This window comes from Exiguobacterium sp. s64 (genome assembly GCF_018618035.1).
Lineage (GTDB): Bacteria > Bacillota > Bacilli > Exiguobacteriales > Exiguobacteriaceae > Exiguobacterium > Exiguobacterium mexicanum_A.
In genome coordinates this window covers 44,199-66,405 of the sequence record NZ_JACSLH010000010.1, presented here as the reverse complement: position 1 = coordinate 66,405, position 22,207 = coordinate 44,199, and the positions used below count along the sequence as shown (strand labels likewise).

The 22,207-nt window shown below is 53.4% G+C and carries 15 protein-coding genes; 2 read left to right on the top strand and 13 right to left on the bottom strand.

Translation table 11 applies throughout. From position 1 onward, the window contains the following. Positions 1-119: 119 nt before the first annotated feature. The 4 genes from KNP64_RS12955 to addB form a co-directional block, all read right to left on the bottom strand. Positions 120-2,678: an ATP-binding protein gene (locus tag KNP64_RS12955; RefSeq protein WP_214793807.1), complete on the bottom strand. Its 2,559-nt coding sequence runs from the start codon at positions 2,676-2,678 to the stop codon at positions 120-122. Continuing rightward, positions 2,675-3,037 carry a response regulator gene (locus tag KNP64_RS12950; protein WP_021066686.1) on the bottom strand — a complete coding sequence of 121 codons (363 nt, stop codon included), beginning with the start codon at positions 3,035-3,037 and terminating at the stop codon, positions 2,675-2,677. The genes KNP64_RS12955 and KNP64_RS12950 overlap by 4 nt, the downstream gene beginning before the upstream one ends. A gap of 115 nt (positions 3,038-3,152) precedes the next feature. Beyond that, positions 3,153-6,755, bottom strand: a complete 3,603-nt coding sequence (gene addA, locus KNP64_RS12945) for a helicase-exonuclease AddAB subunit AddA (protein ID WP_214793805.1) — start codon at positions 6,753-6,755, stop codon at positions 3,153-3,155. Continuing rightward, complete coding sequence (addB, locus tag KNP64_RS12940) at positions 6,739-10,179, bottom strand: helicase-exonuclease AddAB subunit AddB (RefSeq protein ID WP_214763651.1); 3,441 nt, start codon at positions 10,177-10,179, stop codon at positions 6,739-6,741. The genes addA and addB overlap by 17 nt, the downstream gene beginning before the upstream one ends. Positions 10,180-10,337: 158 nt before the next feature. On the opposite strand from addB, the gene KNP64_RS12935 reads away from it, so the two are divergent. Together KNP64_RS12935 and KNP64_RS12930 are read left to right on the top strand one after the other, a co-directional pair. After that, a complete protein-coding gene (locus KNP64_RS12935; protein WP_138859867.1) occupies positions 10,338-10,718 on the top strand; it encodes a truncated hemoglobin in 381 nt (126 codons plus the stop codon). 55 nt (positions 10,719-10,773) lie between these two features. Continuing rightward, positions 10,774-11,130, top strand: a complete 357-nt coding sequence (locus tag KNP64_RS12930) for a hypothetical protein (RefSeq protein WP_034776562.1) — start codon at positions 10,774-10,776, stop codon at positions 11,128-11,130. Between the two features lie 24 nt (positions 11,131-11,154). Here KNP64_RS12930 and KNP64_RS12925 read toward each other — a convergent pair whose 3' ends face one another. The 9 genes from KNP64_RS12925 to KNP64_RS12885 form a co-directional block, all read right to left on the bottom strand. Continuing rightward, positions 11,155-11,571, bottom strand: a complete 417-nt coding sequence (locus KNP64_RS12925; protein WP_034776560.1) for a hypothetical protein — start codon at positions 11,569-11,571, stop codon at positions 11,155-11,157. Positions 11,572-11,707: 136 nt separating this feature from the next. Beyond that, positions 11,708-14,776 (bottom strand): efflux RND transporter permease subunit, encoded by a 3,069-nt coding sequence (locus KNP64_RS12920; protein ID WP_214793802.1) that lies wholly within the window; start codon positions 14,774-14,776, stop codon positions 11,708-11,710. Between the two features lie 108 nt (positions 14,777-14,884). Next, positions 14,885-15,334: a competence protein ComK gene (locus KNP64_RS12915; protein WP_034776556.1), complete on the bottom strand. Its 450-nt coding sequence runs from the start codon at positions 15,332-15,334 to the stop codon at positions 14,885-14,887. A 128-nt stretch (positions 15,335-15,462) separates the two neighbouring features. Further along, on the bottom strand, positions 15,463-16,836 hold the full coding sequence (locus tag KNP64_RS12910; protein WP_214707894.1) for a sensor histidine kinase: 1,374 nt from the start codon (positions 16,834-16,836) through the stop codon (positions 15,463-15,465). Next, entirely contained in the window at positions 16,833-17,495 is a 663-nt protein-coding gene (locus KNP64_RS12905) for a response regulator transcription factor (protein WP_034776554.1), read from the bottom strand. The genes KNP64_RS12910 and KNP64_RS12905 overlap by 4 nt, the downstream gene beginning before the upstream one ends. A 347-nt stretch (positions 17,496-17,842) precedes the next feature. Next, a complete protein-coding gene (gene copZ, locus KNP64_RS12900; protein ID WP_029595964.1) occupies positions 17,843-18,049 on the bottom strand; it encodes a copper chaperone CopZ in 207 nt (68 codons plus the stop codon). Further along, positions 18,046-20,157, bottom strand: a complete 2,112-nt coding sequence (locus KNP64_RS12895; RefSeq protein ID WP_034776553.1) for a heavy metal translocating P-type ATPase — start codon at positions 20,155-20,157, stop codon at positions 18,046-18,048. Before KNP64_RS12895 ends, copZ begins: the two co-directional genes overlap by 4 nt. Before the next feature lie 12 nt (positions 20,158-20,169). Beyond that, positions 20,170-20,472, bottom strand: a complete 303-nt coding sequence (locus KNP64_RS12890; protein WP_034776552.1) for a metal-sensitive transcriptional regulator — start codon at positions 20,470-20,472, stop codon at positions 20,170-20,172. A 94-nt stretch (positions 20,473-20,566) separates the two neighbouring features. Further along, on the bottom strand, positions 20,567-22,114 hold the full coding sequence (locus tag KNP64_RS12885; protein ID WP_214793799.1) for a long-chain-fatty-acid--CoA ligase: 1,548 nt from the start codon (positions 22,112-22,114) through the stop codon (positions 20,567-20,569). Positions 22,115-22,207: the final 93 nt, after the last annotated feature.

Below are 22,207 nucleotides of genomic sequence, written 5' to 3'. Positions count from 1 at the left end.
ACGGCCTGAGTCCTGTCGAATACAGGTCTCAAGCCGCCTAGGTTGGTTTTCATTATTTACACTGTCTACTTGACGGGGAGCAGTTCAGAATGATCAGGCGCCTTGTCGTATTTCATTTATTAAGCTGTCGTTGACTCTTGTTCGCGAACCGCGTATTCGAAGCTCGGAATCACGACCGTGAACGTCGACCCTTGATGTTGGACCGACTCGACATGAATCTGTCCGGCGTGACCGCGCACGATCTCTTGACAAATCGGAAGACCGAGTCCGGTTCCGCCGATTTCTCGGCTATCGGAATTGTCGACCCGATAGAACTTGTCGAAGAGACGGTCGAGCGCGTCGCTCGGAATACCGATACCTTGGTCCTTCACTTTAATCGACACCGATTGATCGTGGTGGGCCAATTCGACGGTGATCTTTCCGCCGCGTGGTGAATACTTCACGGCGTTCGAGAGCAAGTTGCTCATCAACTGCTTGAACTTTTGACAGTCGGCGAACAGTTCATACGGTCGGTCATCGGCCGTGATGAGTTCAAACGTATGCTTCAGCGAAGAAGCCTCATAGAACGTCATCATGTCGCGGATGACCGGCTCGATATCGAGCTGTTCGCGGTCGTACATCTGACTGCCGGCTTCCATCCGTTGCACGTCGAGGAAATCGTTGACGAGATGCGTCAGGCGCTCCGTCTCGGCGTGAATCGTCTGCAAGTACTTCGCTTGCTTCTCATTCGGCAACTGCTTCTTGACCATGAGTTCGGTGAACCCGTAGATCGACGAGAGCGGTGTCCGCAACTCGTGGGAGATCGTCGAGATGAATTCGCTCTTCAAGCGTTCCGCCTCGGTCTCGCTCGTGATGTCACGGAAGACGAGCAACGTCCCTTTCGACAACCCGCCGACGACGATGCGTTCCGCATACATCTGCAAGTTCATCTCGCCTTTACGGATCGAGAAGCTGACGCTGTCATGCGGGAAGTCATCGGTGAAGAGGCGATCGGTATACTTCAAGAAATCATCTTCTTGGTCGACTGTCGTCGAAATCGTCTCTCGCCATTCGTTCCACGACAGTTCCGCGAGTTCTCTCGACGTGATCTCATCGAGTTCAGGGAACATTTCATAAAGCGGTCGGTTGACGAAGACATCATCGGTCGAATGCTCGACATAGATGACCGCCTCGCGAATTGAATCGAGGATCCGTTCCGTCTTCCCTTTCTCACGGGTCATCTCTTCAAACAGACGCATCCGGAGAAGCGAGAGCGACAACTGACGAGCGAACGACATGATGTCACCCATCTGTGTCTGCGTAAAGCGATCTTTATAGCGGACGAGATAGATGAACGCGATGATCGAGTCATCTGTCGGGTCATGGACCGGTACAGCCGTCTCATACATATAGTATGGGTACGGGAGCGGGTGGTCGCTTGCGACTTGTTTCGACGAATGGACTGTCGTCCGAAGCGTCATCGCCCGCGTCAAGACTGAGTTCTCGCTGTCGAGCAACTGACGCGTGAGCGTCTCATTCAAGCCGTGGCTTGTGATTGAGAACGAGCCTGTCGCATCGACAAATACGAGGGCGCCGACTTCTGAGTCGGTGATGGCGACCAGTTTCTCGATAATCTCTGGGTAAGCCGTCAACGAATCGCGGGCCGCGAGCGTCTCGGTCAACTCGTTGCGATAAGCCAAGTGTTGCTCGTTCTGTTGCGTCTGCTCCAAGATTTCCTCGAGCTCTTGCTGCTGGGCTTGAAGCTCCTCTTGTTGTGCAATCAATTCTTCTTGTTGCGCCTGTAACTCATGGTTTTTCTCAATCAAGTGACGTTCATTGTCACGAAGCGTCTCGGCCATCTTATGGAACGACCGTGACATCGTCCCAATCTCATCTTCGCGTTCCATCTGATCACTCAAATCGACGATCTCGCCCTTGAGCAGACGGTCAGATGCGACCGAGAGACGTGAAATCAAACGCGTTTGACGGCGCAAGAATGGTTGGATGAACAACAAGATCAATGCCGCGAACGACAAGATGCTCGCAATCCACAAGAATTGATGAATATCACTGTTTAACTTCCAAGCGTCATATACTCTCTGCTTCTCGCTATTCATCAATGATTTATAATCGTCTAACGCCGTCTCGATCTGTTGGATTGGGCCGAGCGTGTCGATGCCGCGTTCTGGACTGTACGGGACGACGCCCTGCTCAATCAAGCGCTGGGCGGTCGGTAAGCCTAATACGGTCTCCGGGTCAATCGTATCTTCGGTAATCTCACCTTCGGCGCGCAATTGTCCGTATTCTGTTGTCACCGGAAGGATGACGCCAAAATAGAAGTCGTGGAATTCTTGCAAGTCGTCTGCGAAAATTTCACCTTGCTTCGTTTGGACGACGCTCTTGAACCAGTTGATTTCTTGCTGGAACTCGTTCTCTTTCGACTGAGCCCGTTCAAGTGACTCGGTGTCTCCGAACAAGAGATAACCGCGCGAATCATACTGGACGCCTTGCCACTCATCCCACAGCGTGTTCAACCGCTCAATCCGTTCATCAACGTCTTCAAGCCGTTGTTCGTTTTCAGCAACTCGCTCTTGCATGTACGTGTACATAATCATCGATCCGACCAGCGCGAGCGCGAGGAAGGAATAGAGAACGACCATGAGGTCGCGACCGAGTTTTTGTTTAAACCATCTGTTCAATTCACGATTCCTCCTATAATCTTCACCAACTCAAGTGGACTGAACGGCTTAGATATAAAGTAGTCGACGCCAATCTCGTTCGCGCAATCACGATCAGATTGTTGGCTCTTCGCCGTGAGCATCATCACTTTTGTATGTTGACGTCCCGGTAGTTTCCGAACTTTCTCGATGACCTCAAGACCGGTCATGCCTGGCATCATATGGTCGACAATCACGAGGTCATACTCGTTCTGTTCGATTAGCCGGTAGGCTTCAAGGCCGTCTGGCGCTTCATCAATGTCATATCCTTCATCTTCTAATGTATCTAAAACAAGCATCCGTAATACTTCTTCATCTTCTGCTAGTAAAATTTTTACCATGACGATTCCTCCATTTTTTATCCCATTCCATTATTTTACCGGATTCAGTTCGTAATCACAAAAAATAAGGGTGTACGGTGTATAACCGTACCCCTTTTTCTTCACAACGTCTACATTATAATACAACAATTTCCTGTAATTCGAGCGAATAAATGAGCATCTGTCCGACCGTGATCCCCCAAATCGTCTCGATGGCCTCGCGATAGAGCGATAATTGGACATGATAGCGGTCGCGCAACATTTGTTTCGCCGCGTCACGGGATTCGCTCGAAAAGAGCACGGAGTCCGATTTATAGTCGAGAAGCACGTATGTCTCGCCGTCATGGAACAGACAATCGATAATCCCTTGAATCAGCACATGTTCGTCAGTGAACGTCCCGCTCGGATTGACCCGTTCGGCCGGAACCGTGTACGTAAACGGCAACTCGCGCCAGCCTGTCCCCTTTTGAAGCGCTGCCGTTAACGCGCGCCCCGTGTCTGAAGCAAAGAACGCCTCGATTTCAGGGATGGCAAGCCTTGCCGTCTCGGCCTCGACCGGGCTGAGCATGCTGTCCGCTTCCCAGCGATCGATTTGTAAGGCGAGTGGTTCCGACGGGTCGATCAATTGAAAGACAAGGTGTAACGTCGTACCCCGCTCGGCTCCCGTCTGTTTCGATTGTTTCCACTTCGGCTCTCGGTACGGGGTGTCACTCGCCCGGTACGTCTCTTCAAACGCCGCCTGCTCGAGTTGGAGCGCGCGTTTCAGCTCCGTGACCGTTTGCTTGGCAGCCGTCTCGGTCGCGGCTTGGGCCGGATATTCATAAGTGAACGCCCGGCGGACAAAATCTGTGACGTTCGCCTCGTCTTTGACCGGAAAGTCAATCGCTTCGAACTGTTTGACGTGATGGAGCTGCGCCATCATCTCTTGGAGCGTGGCGACTTCCGCCAAGTCCTCTTCGCCGATGATACGGTACGTCCACGGGGTCGATTCCGATTGGGGTGCGATCATCGGCAACCCTTGCTCTTCTAAAAACGGGGCCGCTCCTTCAAGTTTTAGGAGCGCCGGAGCGACCCAATCGAGATACGTCTTCGCCTCACGACGCGCATCGGCCGATAAAGTCGTCCCGGTTTGCTCGACGTGCAACCATTGCCCGATCTGTTTCCCAGGCTCTTTGACCGTCCCGACCAAAATCAGTTTTTCTTTCACGCGCGTAAGTGCGACATACAAAACGCGCATCTCTTCGGCTTTCATCGTCGCATCGAGATCGCGGCGAATCATCTCTTTGACGAACGTCTCCGTTTTCGTGCGCGTGACGACATCAATCGCGTCGAGGGAGATTCCGTAACGTTTATGGAAGATGACGCGCTGCATTTGATCGCGCTTGTTGAACTGCTTCCCTAGCTGAGCGACGATTGTGACCGGAAACTCGAGTCCTTTCGACTTATGGACTGTCATAATCCGGACGACGTTTTCTTCTTCACCGAGTGAACGCGCCTCGGACAAGTCCTCGCCGTTATCCTGAAGCCGATCCATCACACGGAGGAAACGATACAAGCCGCGGTAACCACTCCGCTCATACGACAACGCCCGGTCATAGAGCGCCTTCAAGTTTTCTTGGCGCCCTTTCCCGCCCGGCAGTCCGCCGGCAAAATCATAAAATCCTGTGTCGTTGAACACTTGTTGAATCAATTCTGACAAGCTATGGTTGCGAGCGAACGTGCGCCACGCTGATAACGCATCAAGAACATCGCCACACTTCAGACCGAGATCGTCCTCATCATCTGCTTTCGCTTTGAGCGCCTCAAAGAATGACTCTTCCGACTCAAGGCGGATTTTCGCCAACTCTTGGTCGCTGAACCCGAACATCGGCGAGCGAAGTGCCCCGGCAAGCGGGATGTCTTGGAGCGGGTTATCGATCAGTTTCAACACCGCGAGCATCATCCGAATCTCCGTCGCTTGGAAGTATCCCCCGTCCGAATCGGTGTAGGCCGGAATGTTGTACTGTGTCAAAATATCCATCAACTGTTCGACCCGCTCTTTCTTTGAACGGACCAAGATGACAATGTCACGATATTCACACGACCGGAGCAAACCTGTCGCTTCATCGGTCACTTTGAACGGTTCCTCGCCCGAGACGAGCTCTAAAATCCGGGTCGCGATGGCCCGGCCTTCGAGTTCTTGTTTCGACAAGTCGCGGCTCTCCCCGTTGACGAGAATGAGTTCAGGACTCGCCTCGAGCGCCTCATAGTCACGCCCCGGGACGAGACGTGCCGCCTCATCGTATTCGATCTCACTTACTTCCTCGTCCATCAGCCGGACGAACAAGTCGTTAATGCCGTGGAGTACCTCGGCTCGGCTTCTGAAGTTTTGGGACAAGTCGATCCGTTGTCCCGACCCATTCTGTTTGAAGCGCGTCGCCTTCTCAATGAACAAGCGTGGTTCGGCATGACGGAACCGGTAAATCGACTGCTTGATATCGCCGACCATGAACAGATTTCCGACATGCTCGACTTCATTGCTGACAAGCCCGATGATCGTCTCTTGAATCTCGTTCGTGTCCTGATACTCATCGATCAATACTTCGGCGAAGCGTTGTTTGTAAAGCGAAGCGACCGAAGATGGTCCTCCCCCGTCTCGTAAAATGGCGAGCGCATAATGCTCGAGGTCGCTGAAGTCGACAAAGGCACGGTCCCGCTTCGCCTGTTCATAGGCGGCACCGAACGTCCGAACGGTCTTAACGAGCGTCTCGACGAGCGGACGTTGTGTCATCAACACGTCCAAATAATCTGCCCCACTCGTGCTCGCTTGGGCGATGGCTTCACTTAACTTCTTCTTCGCCTGATCGTATGCCGGCTTCAATACCGTGTGATAGACGTGATGTTCTTCTTTCTTTTGAACGGATTTCATCGTCCCAAACTTGACGGCGCGGGAAGCCGTCTCGAGCTCGCTCCACTTGAACGAGTCCGGATCGAGATTCACAAATGGTAAAATCGCCTGTTGCACGTTCTCAGATTGCGCCTCATAACCGGCGAGCCGAAGTTCGATGGCGACGCGACGGAGCTGACGCAATGCTTTTTCGATGTCTACCCAAAGCAGGCGCCCGAATTCAATCAACAGTTGTTCCTCGTCAGGATCCCCATCGAACTGATACAACGACACAAGTTCGTCCAAGTACGCTTCCGGGTCTGGTAGCGTCCGTGCATAGTGATAGAGGCCGAGAATCAATTCCTCGATCTCACTGTCGCCCCGGTCCGACGTATAAGCGTCAATCAAAGCGAAGAAAGCTTGGTCTTGTTGACCGTACGCCTCCTCGAGCACATCTTCGAGCACATCGTCCTGCAAGAGCACCAAGTCCCGTTCCTCGGCGATTTTGAACGCCGGGTCGAGGTCGAGCAAATAATAATTCTCCCGAATCACTTCGAGACAGAACGAGTGAATCGTCGTGATGAGTGCCCGGTTGAGCATTTGGCGTTGCTTTCGAATATATGCGTTCTCGGGATCATCACGGAGTGCCCCGTCGAGTGCTTTGGCGATTCGACGTTTCATCTCGGCCGCCGCCGCATTCGTGAATGTGACCACGAGCATGCGGTCCGCCGTCAATTCGTCCGTCTCATCCAAGAGACGGCTCGCGAGCCGTTCCACGAGGACGGCCGTCTTCCCGGAACCGGCTGCCGCCGAGACGAGCACGTGCGACCCTCTGGCATCAATGGCCGCTTGTTGATCATTCGTCCACTTCATCGACGTCACCTCCTAATCTTGACAAGACGTCATCTTTTTCTAATTTCTTCAATTGCCGTGGCTCGTTGGACAGCGCCTCATCAAAGTGACAGACACTTTGGAACGGGCACGTCTGGCAGGGCCGTCGTTCTTTATATTCATATGGCTCGACTCCGATTTCGCCATCGTACATCGCCTCGGCGCTCGCCTCCGCCAAATTAAGGGCATGGTCCATCAATTGCTCGAGCTGTGGCGGGGAGACGACCTTTTTCGTCGTATTCGCATCGATCGTCCCATCTTTCTTGTACTTGACCGGGATGACGATTGATTTTTTCTGATCGAGTTTCGCTGTCCGGTCCATCGCCTCTAAAATGGCAGGATCGTCGACGAGCAATCCTTGCATCTGATACGATTCGAGCACCTTCCGCTCGGTGTCCGTGTCCGTCTCGGCCGGTGCGACGAGCGGCCGGTGGACGTGGAAATAAAGCGCCGCTGCCGGCGCGACATTCTCTTGTGTCCACGCGTTCGCCTGCTCGATCAGTACTTTCAAATAGATGAGCATCTGCATGGCGAGCCCGTAATAGATTTCGGCGAAGTCGATTTCTCGTTTGCTCGACTTATAGTCGACAATCCGGACGTAAAGCTGATCATGGACCGAGGCCGTGTCGACGCGGTCGATGCGACCGACAAGTTCACACGTCGCCCCGTTACTGAGCGTGAACGACACGGGCGGGAAATTGCCGCTGCCGAAGGCGAGTTCGAAAGCGACGGGGTCGAATCCGTCCCGTTTCGATTGCTCGATCAATACTTCCGCCGTCTTGCTGACGACATCGGTCAATTTCTTCTTCAAATAGCCATACCGGTTCGAACTCATCAAAATCGCATTTTGAATTTCCGGCGTGACGAGTTCGACGGCCGCCTCGGCGAGTGACGAACACTCGTCGCGGCTCACATCCCGCCATTCTTTCCCGTCCATTTTCACGGTCTGGGACATATGCTCGATTGTGCGATGGTACAAGTTTCCGATATCCGGCGCTTCTAACCGATACAGGCGACGTTCTTTTAAACGGAGCCCATAGCTCGCAAAGTGACGGAACGGACAAGCCTGGAACGTCTCGAGCCGCGAGACGCTCGCTCGAATCGAGTTTGTATAAAGTGACTTGGCGACATCTTCCGGCAACGGTTGTGGCACGTTTTGATAGAAGAGTGCACTCGTCAATAAGCGAATCCGTTCGCGGCCTTCCGGATGTTTCAACAGTTCGTTGTACACCGTGAACCACGTATCTTGAATCGGATAATGCCGGCTGAGTCGTTGCAGTTCGAGCGCTGTCACCGCTGCCGTCTGATTCACGTTCGTGATAAAAGACAGCTGGTCGCTCGGGCGATGTTCCCCGGCTTCCGCGAAATGGGTCGTCACGACTTTCCCGCCACTGAGGCGGGCTTTCAGGTCAGCGATAAAACTCGCCGGTTGAATCGCCTTGCCGGCCCGGTCGACGAGGGCATAGCTGACGAACACACGATGGCTCGGTGCCGTGAGCGCCTTGTATAAATAGTACGTCTCGTCATCAAATAAATGCTCGGTCGCTTTCCCGGCCCGAACGCCGTTGTCATGCATGAAATCAAGGTCCTGGTCGGTCAACAGTTTCGACTGGGTCGCTACGAGCGGGATTTGATCTTCGTTTGCCCCGAGTAAGAAGACGACCTTTTTATCAATCAAGCGGCCCCGGACGTAATCAGTGACCGTCAATTGGTCCAGAGATGGCGGGACGAGCGCGTAGCGCAAACTGTCGAGCCCGGTATCCATCATTTGCAGGAACAGTTCGGTCGAGAGCGTCTCATCTGGCGCCGCCGCTTCCAACTGCTCGAGCAAGTGCAACACGGCATCCCACACTTGGGTATGTTCTCTCGCTTCGAGCAATCTTGATTCCTCGAGCGCCTCCTCGCGCCAATAGGCGAGACAAGACGCCACATCAACCCGTTCTAGAAAGGCATAGATGGCGTGCGTGTAAGCTTGCATCGTCTTCGCCGCTTTTAAATCTGCCAACAGCGGGTCGAAGGTGTCAACGACGGTTTGGCGGTAACGATTGAGTGCCGTCTCCAAGTCAAGTTCTTCCCCGGTCAGCCGTGCCTCTTCTTCGGCTCGGCGTCGCAAATACCAATCCTCGTGCCAGTGATAATGTTTGATTCCGCGCTCGATGACGAACGCCTCGAGTCGGTCGACCGACGTGCGTCGATGCTCCGCATCGAGCAAAATCAGTTCGGTTTTGAGCGCCCGAAACACCGGTTCTTCCCGGTAGCCGCGCATCGCGACCTCAATCGTCGCCTTCAGTAATTCGACGACGGGATGATCGAGCATCGGTTGCCGCTCATCGAGGAAGAACGGCAACTGCATTTTTCGGAGCGCTTGTGTCGCCAAGTCGCCGTACTCCTCAAGCGAGCGTGACACGAAAGCGATATCGCGATAGCGGAATCCTTCCTCCCGGACGAGCCGCACGACCTCACGGACGGCTGCCTCGACTTCTACCGACCGGTCGACGGCCGCGTTCAACACCACGTTCGAATCAGGACGCGTGTATGGAGCTGCCGTCACTTGCCCGAACGTCGCCTCGAGATAGGCCAGGCTCGGATGTTGGAAGCGCGGAGATCCTGTATGAGGGTGGTCGTTTGACGAGAGACCGCGCTCGGCCAACAGCTCTTTGAAACGCATGAGTGTCCGTTGCGTCGGTCCGAACGACGGATGAGGCCGATAGAGCGAATCCGGGTCAATCGTCAACAGCACGTCGAGCGGCGCCTTCTCCGCTAAAGCGACGAGCACGGCTAGCTCCTGTTCCGAAAATTCATTGAACCCATCGACATAAAACTGCGTCCCGGTCAAATCGATGTCCGGCAACAGTTGTAGCAACACGTTGAAATAGTCTTCCGCGTGGAGCGATTTCCCTTCCGTCATCATCAAGAAACCCTCGTAAAGAATCGACAAATCTTGGAGTTTGAGGGACCGATGTTGGTCTTGCTCGCTTAAGCGGAGCAACTGCTCGGGATCGACGAGGCCGCGCTTGAGGAGCGTGATCAACTGGTTCAGTTCCTCGTAAAAGCCGAACTGGTTCATCGTCCGGCGGAACAACGTCAATCGTTCCTCGTTCATCTCGACGACGCGGCGCAACAGCAAGTGCGTCCCTGTCTGATCTAAAAACTGTTCGGTCGCGACGCCCCGGTCGCGCATCATCAAAAAGGCGAGTCGACGCATTGATAAGACTTGAATCCGGGTCGACCCGTTCAAGCCGTCCGTCATCGCCATCTTCCGTTCCATCTCAAACGACATTTGGTCTGGGACGAGCATATAGATGGTCGGTCCGCTCGGATCACGCTTCAGCTCTTCGATGACATGTTTCGTCATCCATTCGCTTTTTCCGCTCCCGGAACGCCCGACATGAAAAGTGACCGTCATTTAGGCGAACACCCCTTCCCTTTTTTCTTTATTATGACCCATTCGACCTCGTTTGTAGAGGGAAATCCTTCAACAGCCCGGGAAGAAAATTGACCAGCCCGCTTCAGTCCCCTTTTCCGCAAAAATCGATTAGACTGAACGTATGAGGGGGAAAGAAGATGAGTGCATATGAACAATTTGGAGGCGAACGTGGCGTTCAGCAACTCGTGGACGCTTTTTACGACCTCGTTTACGCCGATCCGATCTTATTGCCGTTGTTCCCGGACGACAAAGACCGGGTCAAAGCGCATCAGTTTGAGTTTTTAACACAACTGCTCGGGGGACCGAAACTGTATACGGAACGTCGCGGTGGCGGCAACTTGGCGATGATCCATCGCGACCACCCGATCTCGGAAACGCACGCCGGCCACTGGCTCGGCTGCATGGAGCAAGCGCTCAAAACAGTCGATGCCCCCGAATCGGTCAAGCAACAACTGTTCCATCGTTTGATCATGTCATCCTCGAACGTCGTCCGCGTCTGCTCCCACCATTTTGAGTAGTCAGCCTTTCGAAAAGCGGGTATGATAAGAAAGTAAGTAAAGGAGGTCGTTTTTCATGACAGAAGAAGAAAAAAAAGAGGCCGTTTCCTCTGAAGAAGAAACGGAAGAAGTAGAACCGACGGCAGTCCTCGCCGACGCCCTCGCAGAGGATGAAGAGGAAGAAGACCAACCCGAAGAAAAGAACATGGACCATATTAAAGGCGTGTTCAACTATCCACATGAGAATGGACGAGAGTACCGCGTCGTCTTCTATAACGATCGCAAAAACCTCGTGTTCCGTGAACTCGGGAACGGGAAAGTCGAATTCGTCGGCCGTTTCACAGACGAGTCGTATGACCAAGAGAACGAAGCAGAAATGCGTGAACTCGGCGAGCAACAGCTCGAACGGATTCTCGCAGATCGCCTCAAATAAAAAAATCGCCCGCGGGCGATTTTTTTATTTGTGCTTGTTTTTGTTTTGTTTTTTCTTACGAAGCGCGTAAATCGCACCCGCAAGTCCTCCGGCGACAGCAATCCCGGCCATGACCGGCACGAGCACTTTTTTCGTCGGAATCATCTCTTTCACCCGTTCATACGGTGTCGGCACCGACAGCTCGAGTTGAACCGCCGACTCGCCGTGACCGTGCGCACGCGCCTGACGAGCCGCATCGGTAATGACGACACGTCCCGTCGTATAACGACGAACACCGTGTTCATCGGTGTACGGGCGACGGACACGTTTGACGCCACGCACGGTGCGCCCACGAGCCGCATCGGGTCGGACTATCCGTTCACTCGTCCACGAGCGACCCCCTGTCGCGCTATAAGCAGGGCGCATCTTGCGCCGATTGATCCATGTGTACGAATCATTCATGTCTATTCCCTCCAATATACTGAAGTACCTTTTCTTATTATACCCATACAACATCTGGGGGAAACATGAGTTGTCGTGAACGTTCGTTCACAAAAACAGAGGATGGCCCGGTTCGGACCACCCTCTGTTTGCCACATTACTCCGTGAACGGCTTATCTCGATGGCGACGTTTCGCCAAAATCAAGTAGTAAGCTGGAACGAGCACGAGCGTCAATACGGTCGAGAAGAGAATTCCTGACACGATTCCGATAGCAAGCGGTCGGAACAGTGGGTCTTCTCCAAGCGCGACCGGCAAGAGTGCCACGACAGCGGTCAACGCCGTCAACAGAATCGGACGAATCCGGGCGCGTCCCGCCTCATAGACGGCGGTCGTGACGGCCATGCCGTCGCGAATTCCTTGCTCGATGAACTCGAACAAGACGACTGCGTTCCGAACGACGATTCCGGCTAGTGAGACGATCCCCATCGAAGCCATGAAACTAAATGGTGTCTGGGTGACGAACAGTCCGACCACAGCACCGGCAATCGCCAAGTAAATCGTGAACAAGACGAGGATCGGAAGTGACAGTGAATTGAACTGGAACGCGATGATCAAGAAAATCAAGAACAAGACGACGACGAACAACGTAGCAAGTTCAAGGAAGAACTCGTTTTGTGTGTCGCTCGCGCCGGATTGGTCGAACGCGATTCCTTCATCGGTCAATGACGCCTCGGCGTCAGCAAGCACGCGGTCGACGTCTTGTTTGAACGCCTCTTCGTCCATGCCTTCACTCGCATAAATTTGGAGCGTCACGATCCGTTCCCCGTTCTCACGCGGAATCTGTTGAATCTGTTCTGTCGTCGTCTCAGTGACGAACGTACTGAGCGGTGCGACCGGAGGACCCGTCTCCGTCTGAACCGGGACGAGGATGTCGTCTAAGGCGAGCGCCTCACGGTTCGCTTCCGCATCGACGACGATTTTCACATCGCGTTGTTCGACTCCGTCATCAAACGTGCCAATCGGGATGCCGTCCGTGACGAGGCGAATCTGGTCACTGATTGATTTCGCGGTCACACCAGCGGCCGCCATGGCGTCACGATCAAGTTCATACGTGAGCGTCTGGAACGGCTCTTTAATGTTGTCGAGCACGAGTGCACCGTCGATTGCTTCGAGGTCCGCTTTCACGGTATCCCGGGCCATGACGAGTTGCTCGATCGTTTCACCGCGCATCGTGAACTCGACTGGTGCCGAAGTCGGCGGCCCTTGTTGCTGCGTATCCAAGAAGATTTCAGCATCCGGGTTGTTTTCCCGGATTTGTGTCGTATATTCGTCAATCAATTGAATCGCGTCAATCGTCTCGTTGTCGACACGAACGACGATTTGACCCGTGTTTTCACCGGTCTGATCGAGCCCTCCCGTGAAGAGGCTCGGTAGGCCGCCACCCGCAAAGACAGATGTCTCGACGACACCATCAATACTTTGGAACTCTTCCTCGATCGCTCGAAGTCTCTGTTCCGTCTCCTCAAGGTCGGTTTGGACCGGCAAGGTGACACTCGTCACGACTTCTGGCCGGTTCGCAGCCGGGAAGAATTCGAACGGCGTCAACAAGATCAAGCCGTACAATGCGGTCGTGATGACGAAACCGACGAGACCGAACGTCCATGGACGCTTCGCGACTTTGGGTAATAACGTATCTGCATAGAAATTACTGAGCCGGTTCAGTGGCCCACCTAACCAACCCGGCTCGCGTTTCGATACTTTCACTTGCTTCCGATTCAACCAGTACTGGGCGATCGGCACGAGCGTCAAACTGATGAGCATCGAAGCGAGCACCGACAAGGCCAAGACGGTCGGCAAGGCACGGATAAAGTTCCCGTTCGCTCCCGAGAGGAGTGTCAATGGCAAGAAGGCGAAGACGACGGCGAGCGTCGATGTGACGATCGAGCCCCACACTTCTTTCGTCCCGCGTACGGCACCGCCCATCGCCGTGTCACCTTTTCGGTAACGGCGCAGGATATTGTCATTGACGACGATGGCGTCATCGACGAGGATCCCGAGCGCAATGATGGCCCCGATGATTGAGATTTGGTTCAAGTCGACTCCGGTGAAACGAAGTGGAATCAACGCGAGCAAGAACGACAATGGAATCGCTAAGCTGACAATCAGCGAGCCTGAGAACGTGAGCCCAATCGTCGTGACGACGATGACCGCAATCATGGCAATGATGAATTCACGAGTGAGGGATGAGAAAATATCATCGACCGCTTTGGCCTGCTCGTAATATGGAACAAGTTCGACACCATTCACGTCCCCGACTTCATCCGCAACGACTTCGTCGACGCGTTCTTGAAGAGTCGGAATATCTTGACCCGATTCAATCGTGACCGTCAAGGAAACGGCAGGTTGTCCGTCGAGTGAAACGAGGTCCGTGACCGCTTTCTCCGTCTCTTCGACCGTGCCGACGTCTTCAAGCAGGACAGGCGTCCCATCCACTGAGCCGACGACGACTTGGCCCATGTCATTGACGTTCGTCAAACTATCGATCGCCAATTGGTAAATCCCATCTTCAGTCGACTGGCGACCGAGCGGGGTCGTCTTATATTCTTCATTGATCGCCGTCAAGACGTCCGGAAAAGCAAGTTGACGCTCCCCGAGTTCCGCCGAGTCGAGCGAGACGACGAATTCCGTTTCCGGTAGTCCTTTGATCGTCACACCGGTAACCCCATCTGTCCGCAACAGACGTTCCTCCAACCGCTCGATATCTTCACGCACTGTCTGGAGTGTTTGGCGATCATCTGCCGTCAACAAGTAAGAAGCGACCGGCAACTGCCCGATCGAGTCATTGACGGTCGGGGCCAGCGCATTTTCTGGCAAGCGAGGCGCAGCGTCTGAGATCGCTTGGCGTACATTCGACTGCAGCTCACTTCGATCGAAGCCGTCTTCATACTCGACGGTGATATTCGAGAACTCGGATGCGGATAATGATGACACATTCTCGATACCATCGAGTCCTCTCAATTCAGTCTCCAAAATATTCGTAACGTTCCGTTCGACCGTCTCTGCGGTCGCGCCCGGATATGGCGTTTGAATCAAGATGATATTGACACTCGTCTCTGGAATTTCACGCTTCGGAAGTTGGAAGAACGTGAGCACTCCAACGACGACTGCGACGAGCAAAAACACGATGACCAGTTTTCCTCGTTCAATCATTTTTTGAAAAAACATGTTGACCCCTCACTTTCAGATAATGTGCAAATACACATATGAACTATTCTTCTTTATCATAGAGGGGTTCACCATTCATTTCAATCTTTAAACACAGTTGAATGTGCTTCAGTGAAAGCGTTTTTGAAACGAATACGATAACTCGATGGACCGTTGCTTTTGCTTATAGACGGTATGATTCGAGACCGGGACCTCGACCGACTCACCCGAATGAAAGATAATCCGACTTCCTTTACCACTCTTCTTAGCATCGAGGACTTGAGAAAAATTGATCCAGGCACAGTCCGGACTCTCTTTTGCAATCGTCGGGAAAAAGATTGCATCTGCATGCCAATCCATGATGACCGGCGTCTTCCGGTGCGGGCCGAGTACGTTACGGGCCGCCTCGATCCGTCCTTGAATGCTTGAACCGTAATACAGACAGGCCGATTCGAGTAAATACAGGGGCGATCCCTTCATTCGCGATACACCGTCGGATTGATAGACGAGCGTCTCCGCCTCCCCATACTCATTGAAAACTGGAATCAAAGCTCTTGTTTCATTCGTCAACTGAGTCATCTGATTTGCCTCCATCATGGATATAGTGACTTACATGTCATTCATACCAAGAAATGAAGACTTAAACAAATCGCGTTCATATATTTCCCACTAAAAAAACCAACCGATTATCGGCTGATTTTTTAATTTCAGTGATCTAATTTCTTATTCTGTAACGATTTCGATTGGGGAAATTGAAAATGTACACGTACTCCGTCTTTTGTATTTCCCAAGGCGACCGTCCCCTCATGAAGTGTCACGATTCGTTGAACGATGAACAGGCCAAGACCGAACTTCCCTTGTTTCCCTCGCGAAAACTGATGGAACAAGTCGAGGTTCGCGTCGACCGGGGGACCGTCATTCTCAATGGTGATGTCGACACCCGCCTCGGAGCGTGTCAGTTCGATTCGAATCGTCGACTCGGCATAGCGCAAGGCATTATCGAGCACGTTCTCGAAGGCGACACGGATTTGTTCTCCGTCCCCGAGCATCTCGCCGGCATGTCCTGTCACCGACCAGTCCAAGTTGCCTCGCAGTTTGAATCGGCTGACGAGCAGTTCCATCAACTTATCGAGATTAATCGGTTCAAGCCGCATCTCTTGGCCTTTGAAGTATTCGAGCTTCGTGACATATAACAAATCGACGACTTTCTTCTCGAGTCGGGACGCCTCTTCGTCGATGACTTCGGCCGACCCTTTCAAATCCCCGGTCGGATAAATCCCGTCCCCGATGGATTGGGCGTAGCCGCGGATGACCATGATCGGTGTCTTCAAGTCGTGCGAGATGTTTTGGAGCAGCGCCTGTTGGGCCACGTCTTGCTCTTGCAACTCTTGCCGCATCGCGTCAATCGAGCGGGCCAACTGCCCGAGCTCATCTTGACGAGCGAGCGGGAGCACCGTCTCCCATTGTCGGTTCGAGATTTTCTCGACCGCCCGCTCCATCTCGACGATCGGTTTCGTCAACTCTCGCGACATCCATAAAGCCGGGATTAACGACAACAGGCTGATGACGCCGATTAAAATCGAGATGCGCCAGTAGAGCGTCGAGACAAGTTCACGCCGGTAAGCGTCCCAGGCGTAGGAAGCTTGGTAAATCAGAGCCCCATCGTACTCGTTCTGCCGGATGATATAGTAGACGTCCTCTCCATCAATCGTCGTCTGGTATTTGGCGACCTCGCTCGTCTGTGTGAGCGCCTCTTGATACATCCGGTTCGTCAATTCAAGCGGGGCCGAACCATAAATGATGCGTCCATTCGGCAAAAAGATGAGCTGGTTGACCGAACGGGACTCTTGTTGGCGACGGTCATATTCAATCGGATTTTGCGGGATGTTTTCTAGCTCATTCGTATTCCCCAGGTAATAATCGACATCTTGTAACGTCTCATACACTTGTTCATCGATGAACTGCGTGATCGAGGAACGAATCGTCAACAAAATCATCAAGGCGAGCGTCACGATGATCAGAAGGATCAATACCCAAATCTTCCACATGAGCCGTTTCGGCTGGAGACGATCGAGCTTCATGGCTTAACGAGTCGGTAACCGACGCCATAGAGCGTTTCGAGCTCAAGGCGATGCAGTTTCTTCCGGAGACGGCGTACCAAGTCATCGACGACGCGGTCCGAGCCGAAATAGTCATGGCCCCATACCCCTTCTAAAATCTGTTCGCGTGATAAGGCCGACCCCGGATGTTCGAGGAAGAGCAGCAACAAGTCGAACTCTTTTGATGTCAAATCGATTTCATCTTGTTCATGCTTGATGAGACGTTTTTCAGGATAAATCGTATATTCTCCATATTCGATATGCTCATTCGATTTCGAACCGTAGACACGGTCGATCAATTTTTTGACGCGGATGACCAGTTCCCGTGGCAAGAACGGTTTCGCGATGTAATCGTCTGATCCCATCTCGAGTCCGATAATTTTATCGATATCCTCATCTCGCGCCGAAATGAAAATCGTCGGCGTGAACGCGTTTTTCGCTTTGATTTGTTTCAGTAATTGGAACCCATCGAGGTCCGGGAGCATGATATCGAGCACCCATAAGTCTGGTTCGTCTTTAATTGCGGCCTGGGCCGAGGTCCCGTCGGTGAACGAACGGACCTGATACCCTTCTTGCTCTAAATACGTGACGAGCATCTTATTTAAATTGATTTCATCATCGACTAAATAGATTGTGTACATTCCAGTCACCTCTGCAACGTTTTTTGTTTATCATATCAAACAATTGTGGATGAATGATGGGAATGCAGCCGTTTCCTCCGCGCTCAATGTGTTCACGACACGCAAACAAGCCCACAAAAAAAGAAGGGTTCCCCCTTCCTCACCGCGTCGGCCGAGTGCGCATCTGTTGTGCGAGGAATACCGTGCCGCCACTAAGGAGGGCCAGTACACCGCTGATCATCATGAGTTCCATCATGTTCCACCTTCCTACTGATAGCGATTCTCATTATCACCTATAATATAGCATACTTTTCTTAGCATGAACATGACAAAAAAAAACTCCCGCCATGGTAGGCGGGAGCTCTCGATTATGCGTTGACGTCGTAACCCTGTTCTTCGATGGCTTCGATCATCGTTTTCACTGAAATTTTATCGTTGTGGATGACATCGACCCGATGGTCCTGTAACGAGACGATCGCTGACTCGACGCCTTCAAGTTCTGTCAAGGCGCCTTCGACCGCCGCCTTGCAGTGATTACATGTCATACCTTCTACTTTTAATGTCGTTTCATTCATTTTGATGTTCCTCCTTGTGTTTTCAATCGTAACGCGTTCAAGACGACCGAGACCGAACTGAACGCCATGGCCGCCCCGGCAATCCATGGGGCGAGCAAACCGGCCGCTGCGACCGGGATACCGAGACTGTTATAGGCAAGCGCCCAGAACAAATTTTGACGAATGTTACGCATCGTCAACGCACTCATCTCGATGGCACGGTTCACCCCATCGATATCTTGCCCCATCACGGTGACATCGGCCGCCTCAAGGGCGATATCCGTCCCGCTTCCGAAGGCGATGCCGACGTCAGCGACAGCAAGTGCCGGCGCGTCATTCATCCCGTCCCCGACCATGGCCACACGGCCCTGGCGTTTCAGCGCCTCGACATGATCCGCCTTCTCGACGGGCAATACCTCGGCGATGACGTTCGTTTCCGGAATCCCGAGTTGACGGGCGACGTCGAATGCGACTTCTTTCCGATCACCGGTCAAGACGTAGACTTGTCTCGTCTTGGCAAGTTGTTGGACGACGGCACGGCTTTGGTCTTTCAACCGATCTTGCAGACCAAACGCCGCAACGACCCCAGACTCGTCGGCCACATAGACCGGCGTCATCGCCTGCATGTCCCACTCCGGTAATGCAAATCCGGCTTCTTGCATCATACGGACCGAGCCGATAAGAAGAGGTTTCCCATCTACGACCGCTTTCAATCCTCGACCGGCCAACTCTTCAACGCGTTCGACCTGACCGTCCCCTTCGCCCCGACCGATTGCCTCGGCGAGCGGGTGCGTCGACTGACGTTCGGCCATGACGGCTTGTTTCAAGAACGACGTCTCTCCGAACGTCGCCACGACTTCCGGCGTACCTTTCGTGAGCGTCCCCGTCTTATCGAAGACGACGATATCGACCCCATTCAACGATTCGAGCTGACCGCCACCTTTGAACAAGACACCACGTTCGGCGGCACGGCCCGTCCCGACCATGATCGATGTCGGTGTCGCGAGACCGAGCGCACACGGACAAGCGATAACGAGAACGGCGATCGAGGCCCGGATCGCCATGTCCAAATCATTGAAGCCAAGCGTCCAGACGGCGAACGTCAAGGCGCTGATGGCGACGACGATTGGAACGAACACACCGGAAATCCGGTCCGCTTGCCGTTGGATCGGGGCTTTGTCCGTCTGCGCCTGTTCAACAACACGAACAATTTGAGCGAGCATCGTCTCGCTGCCAACACGTTCGGCGACCATCAAGACCCGGTGCGAGCGGTTAATCGTTCCGCCGACAACATCGGCGCCGACACTTTTCTCAGATGGGATTGATTCCCCGGTCAACATCGACTCATCGATGACCGTCTCACCTTCGACGATTTTTCCATCGACCGGCACTTTTTCGCCAGGGCGGACGACGATGACGTCACCGGCTTTGACCAAGTCGATCGCGACTGGCCGTTCCACACCGTCAACAAGTAAAATCGCTTCTTTCGCCTGTAACGATAAAAGTGACTTGAGCGCGTCCGTCGTTTTTTCTTTCGCTCGGGCCTCTAACCATTTCCCGAGCAATACGAGCGTAATCAAAACGGCACTCGTCTCAAAATAGAGCGACGGATGCATCGGATGCACGAGCATCTCGAAGACGGAATAAAAGTAAGCCGCCGATGTCCCTGTCGCCACGAGCACATCCATGTTGGCCGCGCCGCTCTTCAGGCTCTTATACGCCCCTTTATAAAACTGGGCCCCGATCCAGAACTGGACCGGTGTGGCGAGCGCGAATTGCCACCACGGATTCATGAGCCAATCGGCATGGAACGTCACACCCGGGATGTGCGTAATCATGACGAGCAGAAGCGGTGCTGACAATAGCGCCGAGATGAGCACTTTTCGTTCGAGCGGGCGGAGGTCGTGTTTCGGGGTCAATTCCGCTTTCCGTTCTGCGCCGTAACCGATCTTCTCGATTCGGGCGATCAACTCTTCTTCAGTGATACCTTCCTCGACGCGAATCGTCGCCGTTTCAAGCGGCAAGTTAACGGTCGCTTCGACGCCGTCCATTTTATTCAACACTTTTTCGATTCGGGCCGAACATGCGGCGCATGTCATCCCTTGAATCGACAGTTCGACGGTTTTCATCGGTCCACCTCCTTACTTTTTGATGCGGCTGACGATTGTCATCAATTCGTCAATGTATGGGTCCATGTCTTCCGTTTCGCTGGCATGGACTAGACATTTGCGCATGTGACGTTCGAGCAGTTGCATCTCAACTTGTTTGAGCGCAGCTTGAATGGCTGACGTCTGAGTCAAAATATCGACACAATAACGGTCGCTCTCGACCATCTTTTGAATCCCTCGTACTTGTCCTTCAATCCGGCGCAGCCGTTTGCTGAGCGCTTCACGCTCCGCGTCTTCGCGCGGAACGATCGGTTCGTCATGCATGAATTCTTCCATGGTTACCACCTCACCTTCAATATACCCCTACCCCGTAACGGTGTCAAATCATTTAATCAAAAAAAGAGCGACTGATTTGTCGCTCTTGCCCTAATCAATTGCGTTGGAACGCCTCGCTCTTCAAGACGGTCCGTAAAATTTTCCCGGTCGTGTTCCGAGGCAGTTCATCAATGATTTCAATCTGTGTCGGCTGTTTATACTTCGCCAGTTTCGTCGCCGCGAACGCTCGGATCTCGTCGAGCGTCACCTGCTCGTCACGAGTGACGATGAACGCTTTGACCGCTTCCCCTTGTTCTGCGTCTGGCACCCCGATGACGGCCGCCTCGACGATCCCCGGATGCTGATACAACACTTCTTCGACTTCGCGCGGATAGACGTTATAGCCACCGACGATGACCATATCCTTCTTCCGATCGACGATATAAAAGTAACCGTCCTTGTCACGTTTCGCCAAGTCGCCTGTATAGAGCCACCCGTCGCGAAGTGTCATCGATGTCTCTTCTTGGAGTTTGTAATACCCTTTCATCACGTTCGGCCCACGGACGATCAGTTCACCGACCTCGTCGATCCCGACCTCTTCCCCGAGCTCGTCGACGACTTTGTTCTCGACGTGGACGATCGACGGACCAATCGAACCTGCCTTCCGCTCCCCGTGGAGCGGGTTGAAACAGGTGACCGGTGACGCTTCCGAGAGGCCATACCCTTCAAGGATCTTACACTCGAACTTTTGCTCGAACGATTCGAGCAACTGTACCGGCAGACTCGCTCCACCGGAGACGAAGACGCGGACGTGCTTGAGTGCCGAGGCGTAGACCGGGACTTTCATCGCCGTCTGTAACAAGAAGTTGTACATCGTCGGCACCCCGGCGAAAATGCTGACGCAATGTCTCGGGATGAGGTCGAACACGTCCTGCGGCGAGAATTTCGGCAAGATGACAATCGTCGCCCCGCGAAGGAGCGGTGCGTTGACGATGACCGTCAAACAGAAGACGTGGAACATCGGCAGCGCCGCGAGCGCTTTATCTTCCGGCGTGATCTCCAAATATTCGCCGATCGAATGGGCGTTCGAGAACAAGTTGAGATGCGTCAACAACGCTCCCTTCGGTTTGCCGGTCGTCCCGCTCGTATAGAGGATGACGGCGACGTCTTCCTCATCGACCGTGACGAGTTCCCCTTTCGTCGTCGCGAACGCCTCCTCGAACGGCAAGAACTCGATGTCGCCGTCCCGTTTCAACGCCGGTACGTCCGCGTACGGGACCGAGATGACGAGGCGGAGTTGCGGTAACTTCGTGAGCGCGGCTTCTGCTTGCGCGACGAGCGGTGACAAGGCGACGATTGCCTTCACATCCCCATCGACTAAAATATAGGCCATCTCATCTGGCGTGTATGTAGGGTTGATCGGAATGACGACCCCACCTCGTGCGAGCACCGCAAAATAGGAAATCAAGAATGCCGGGCTATTGCCGAGGACGAGTGCGACGTGGTCGCCTTGTCCGATCCCTTTTTGCTCAAGTGTCGCCGCCATCGCCTCGACCTGGCCGAAAAACTGTCCGTAGCTGACCGTGTCTTCCCCAAACACGTAGGCCGCCTTATTCGGATGCGCGGCCACAACGCCCTGTAGTGCCGTGACTAAGTTTGCCATGGTAATCCCCCTTTGAAAATGAATGACTATTCACTTTTGACCCGTAAAAAAGAGCACGGTATCCGCGCTCTTTTTCAGTTATCTTCATTGTAC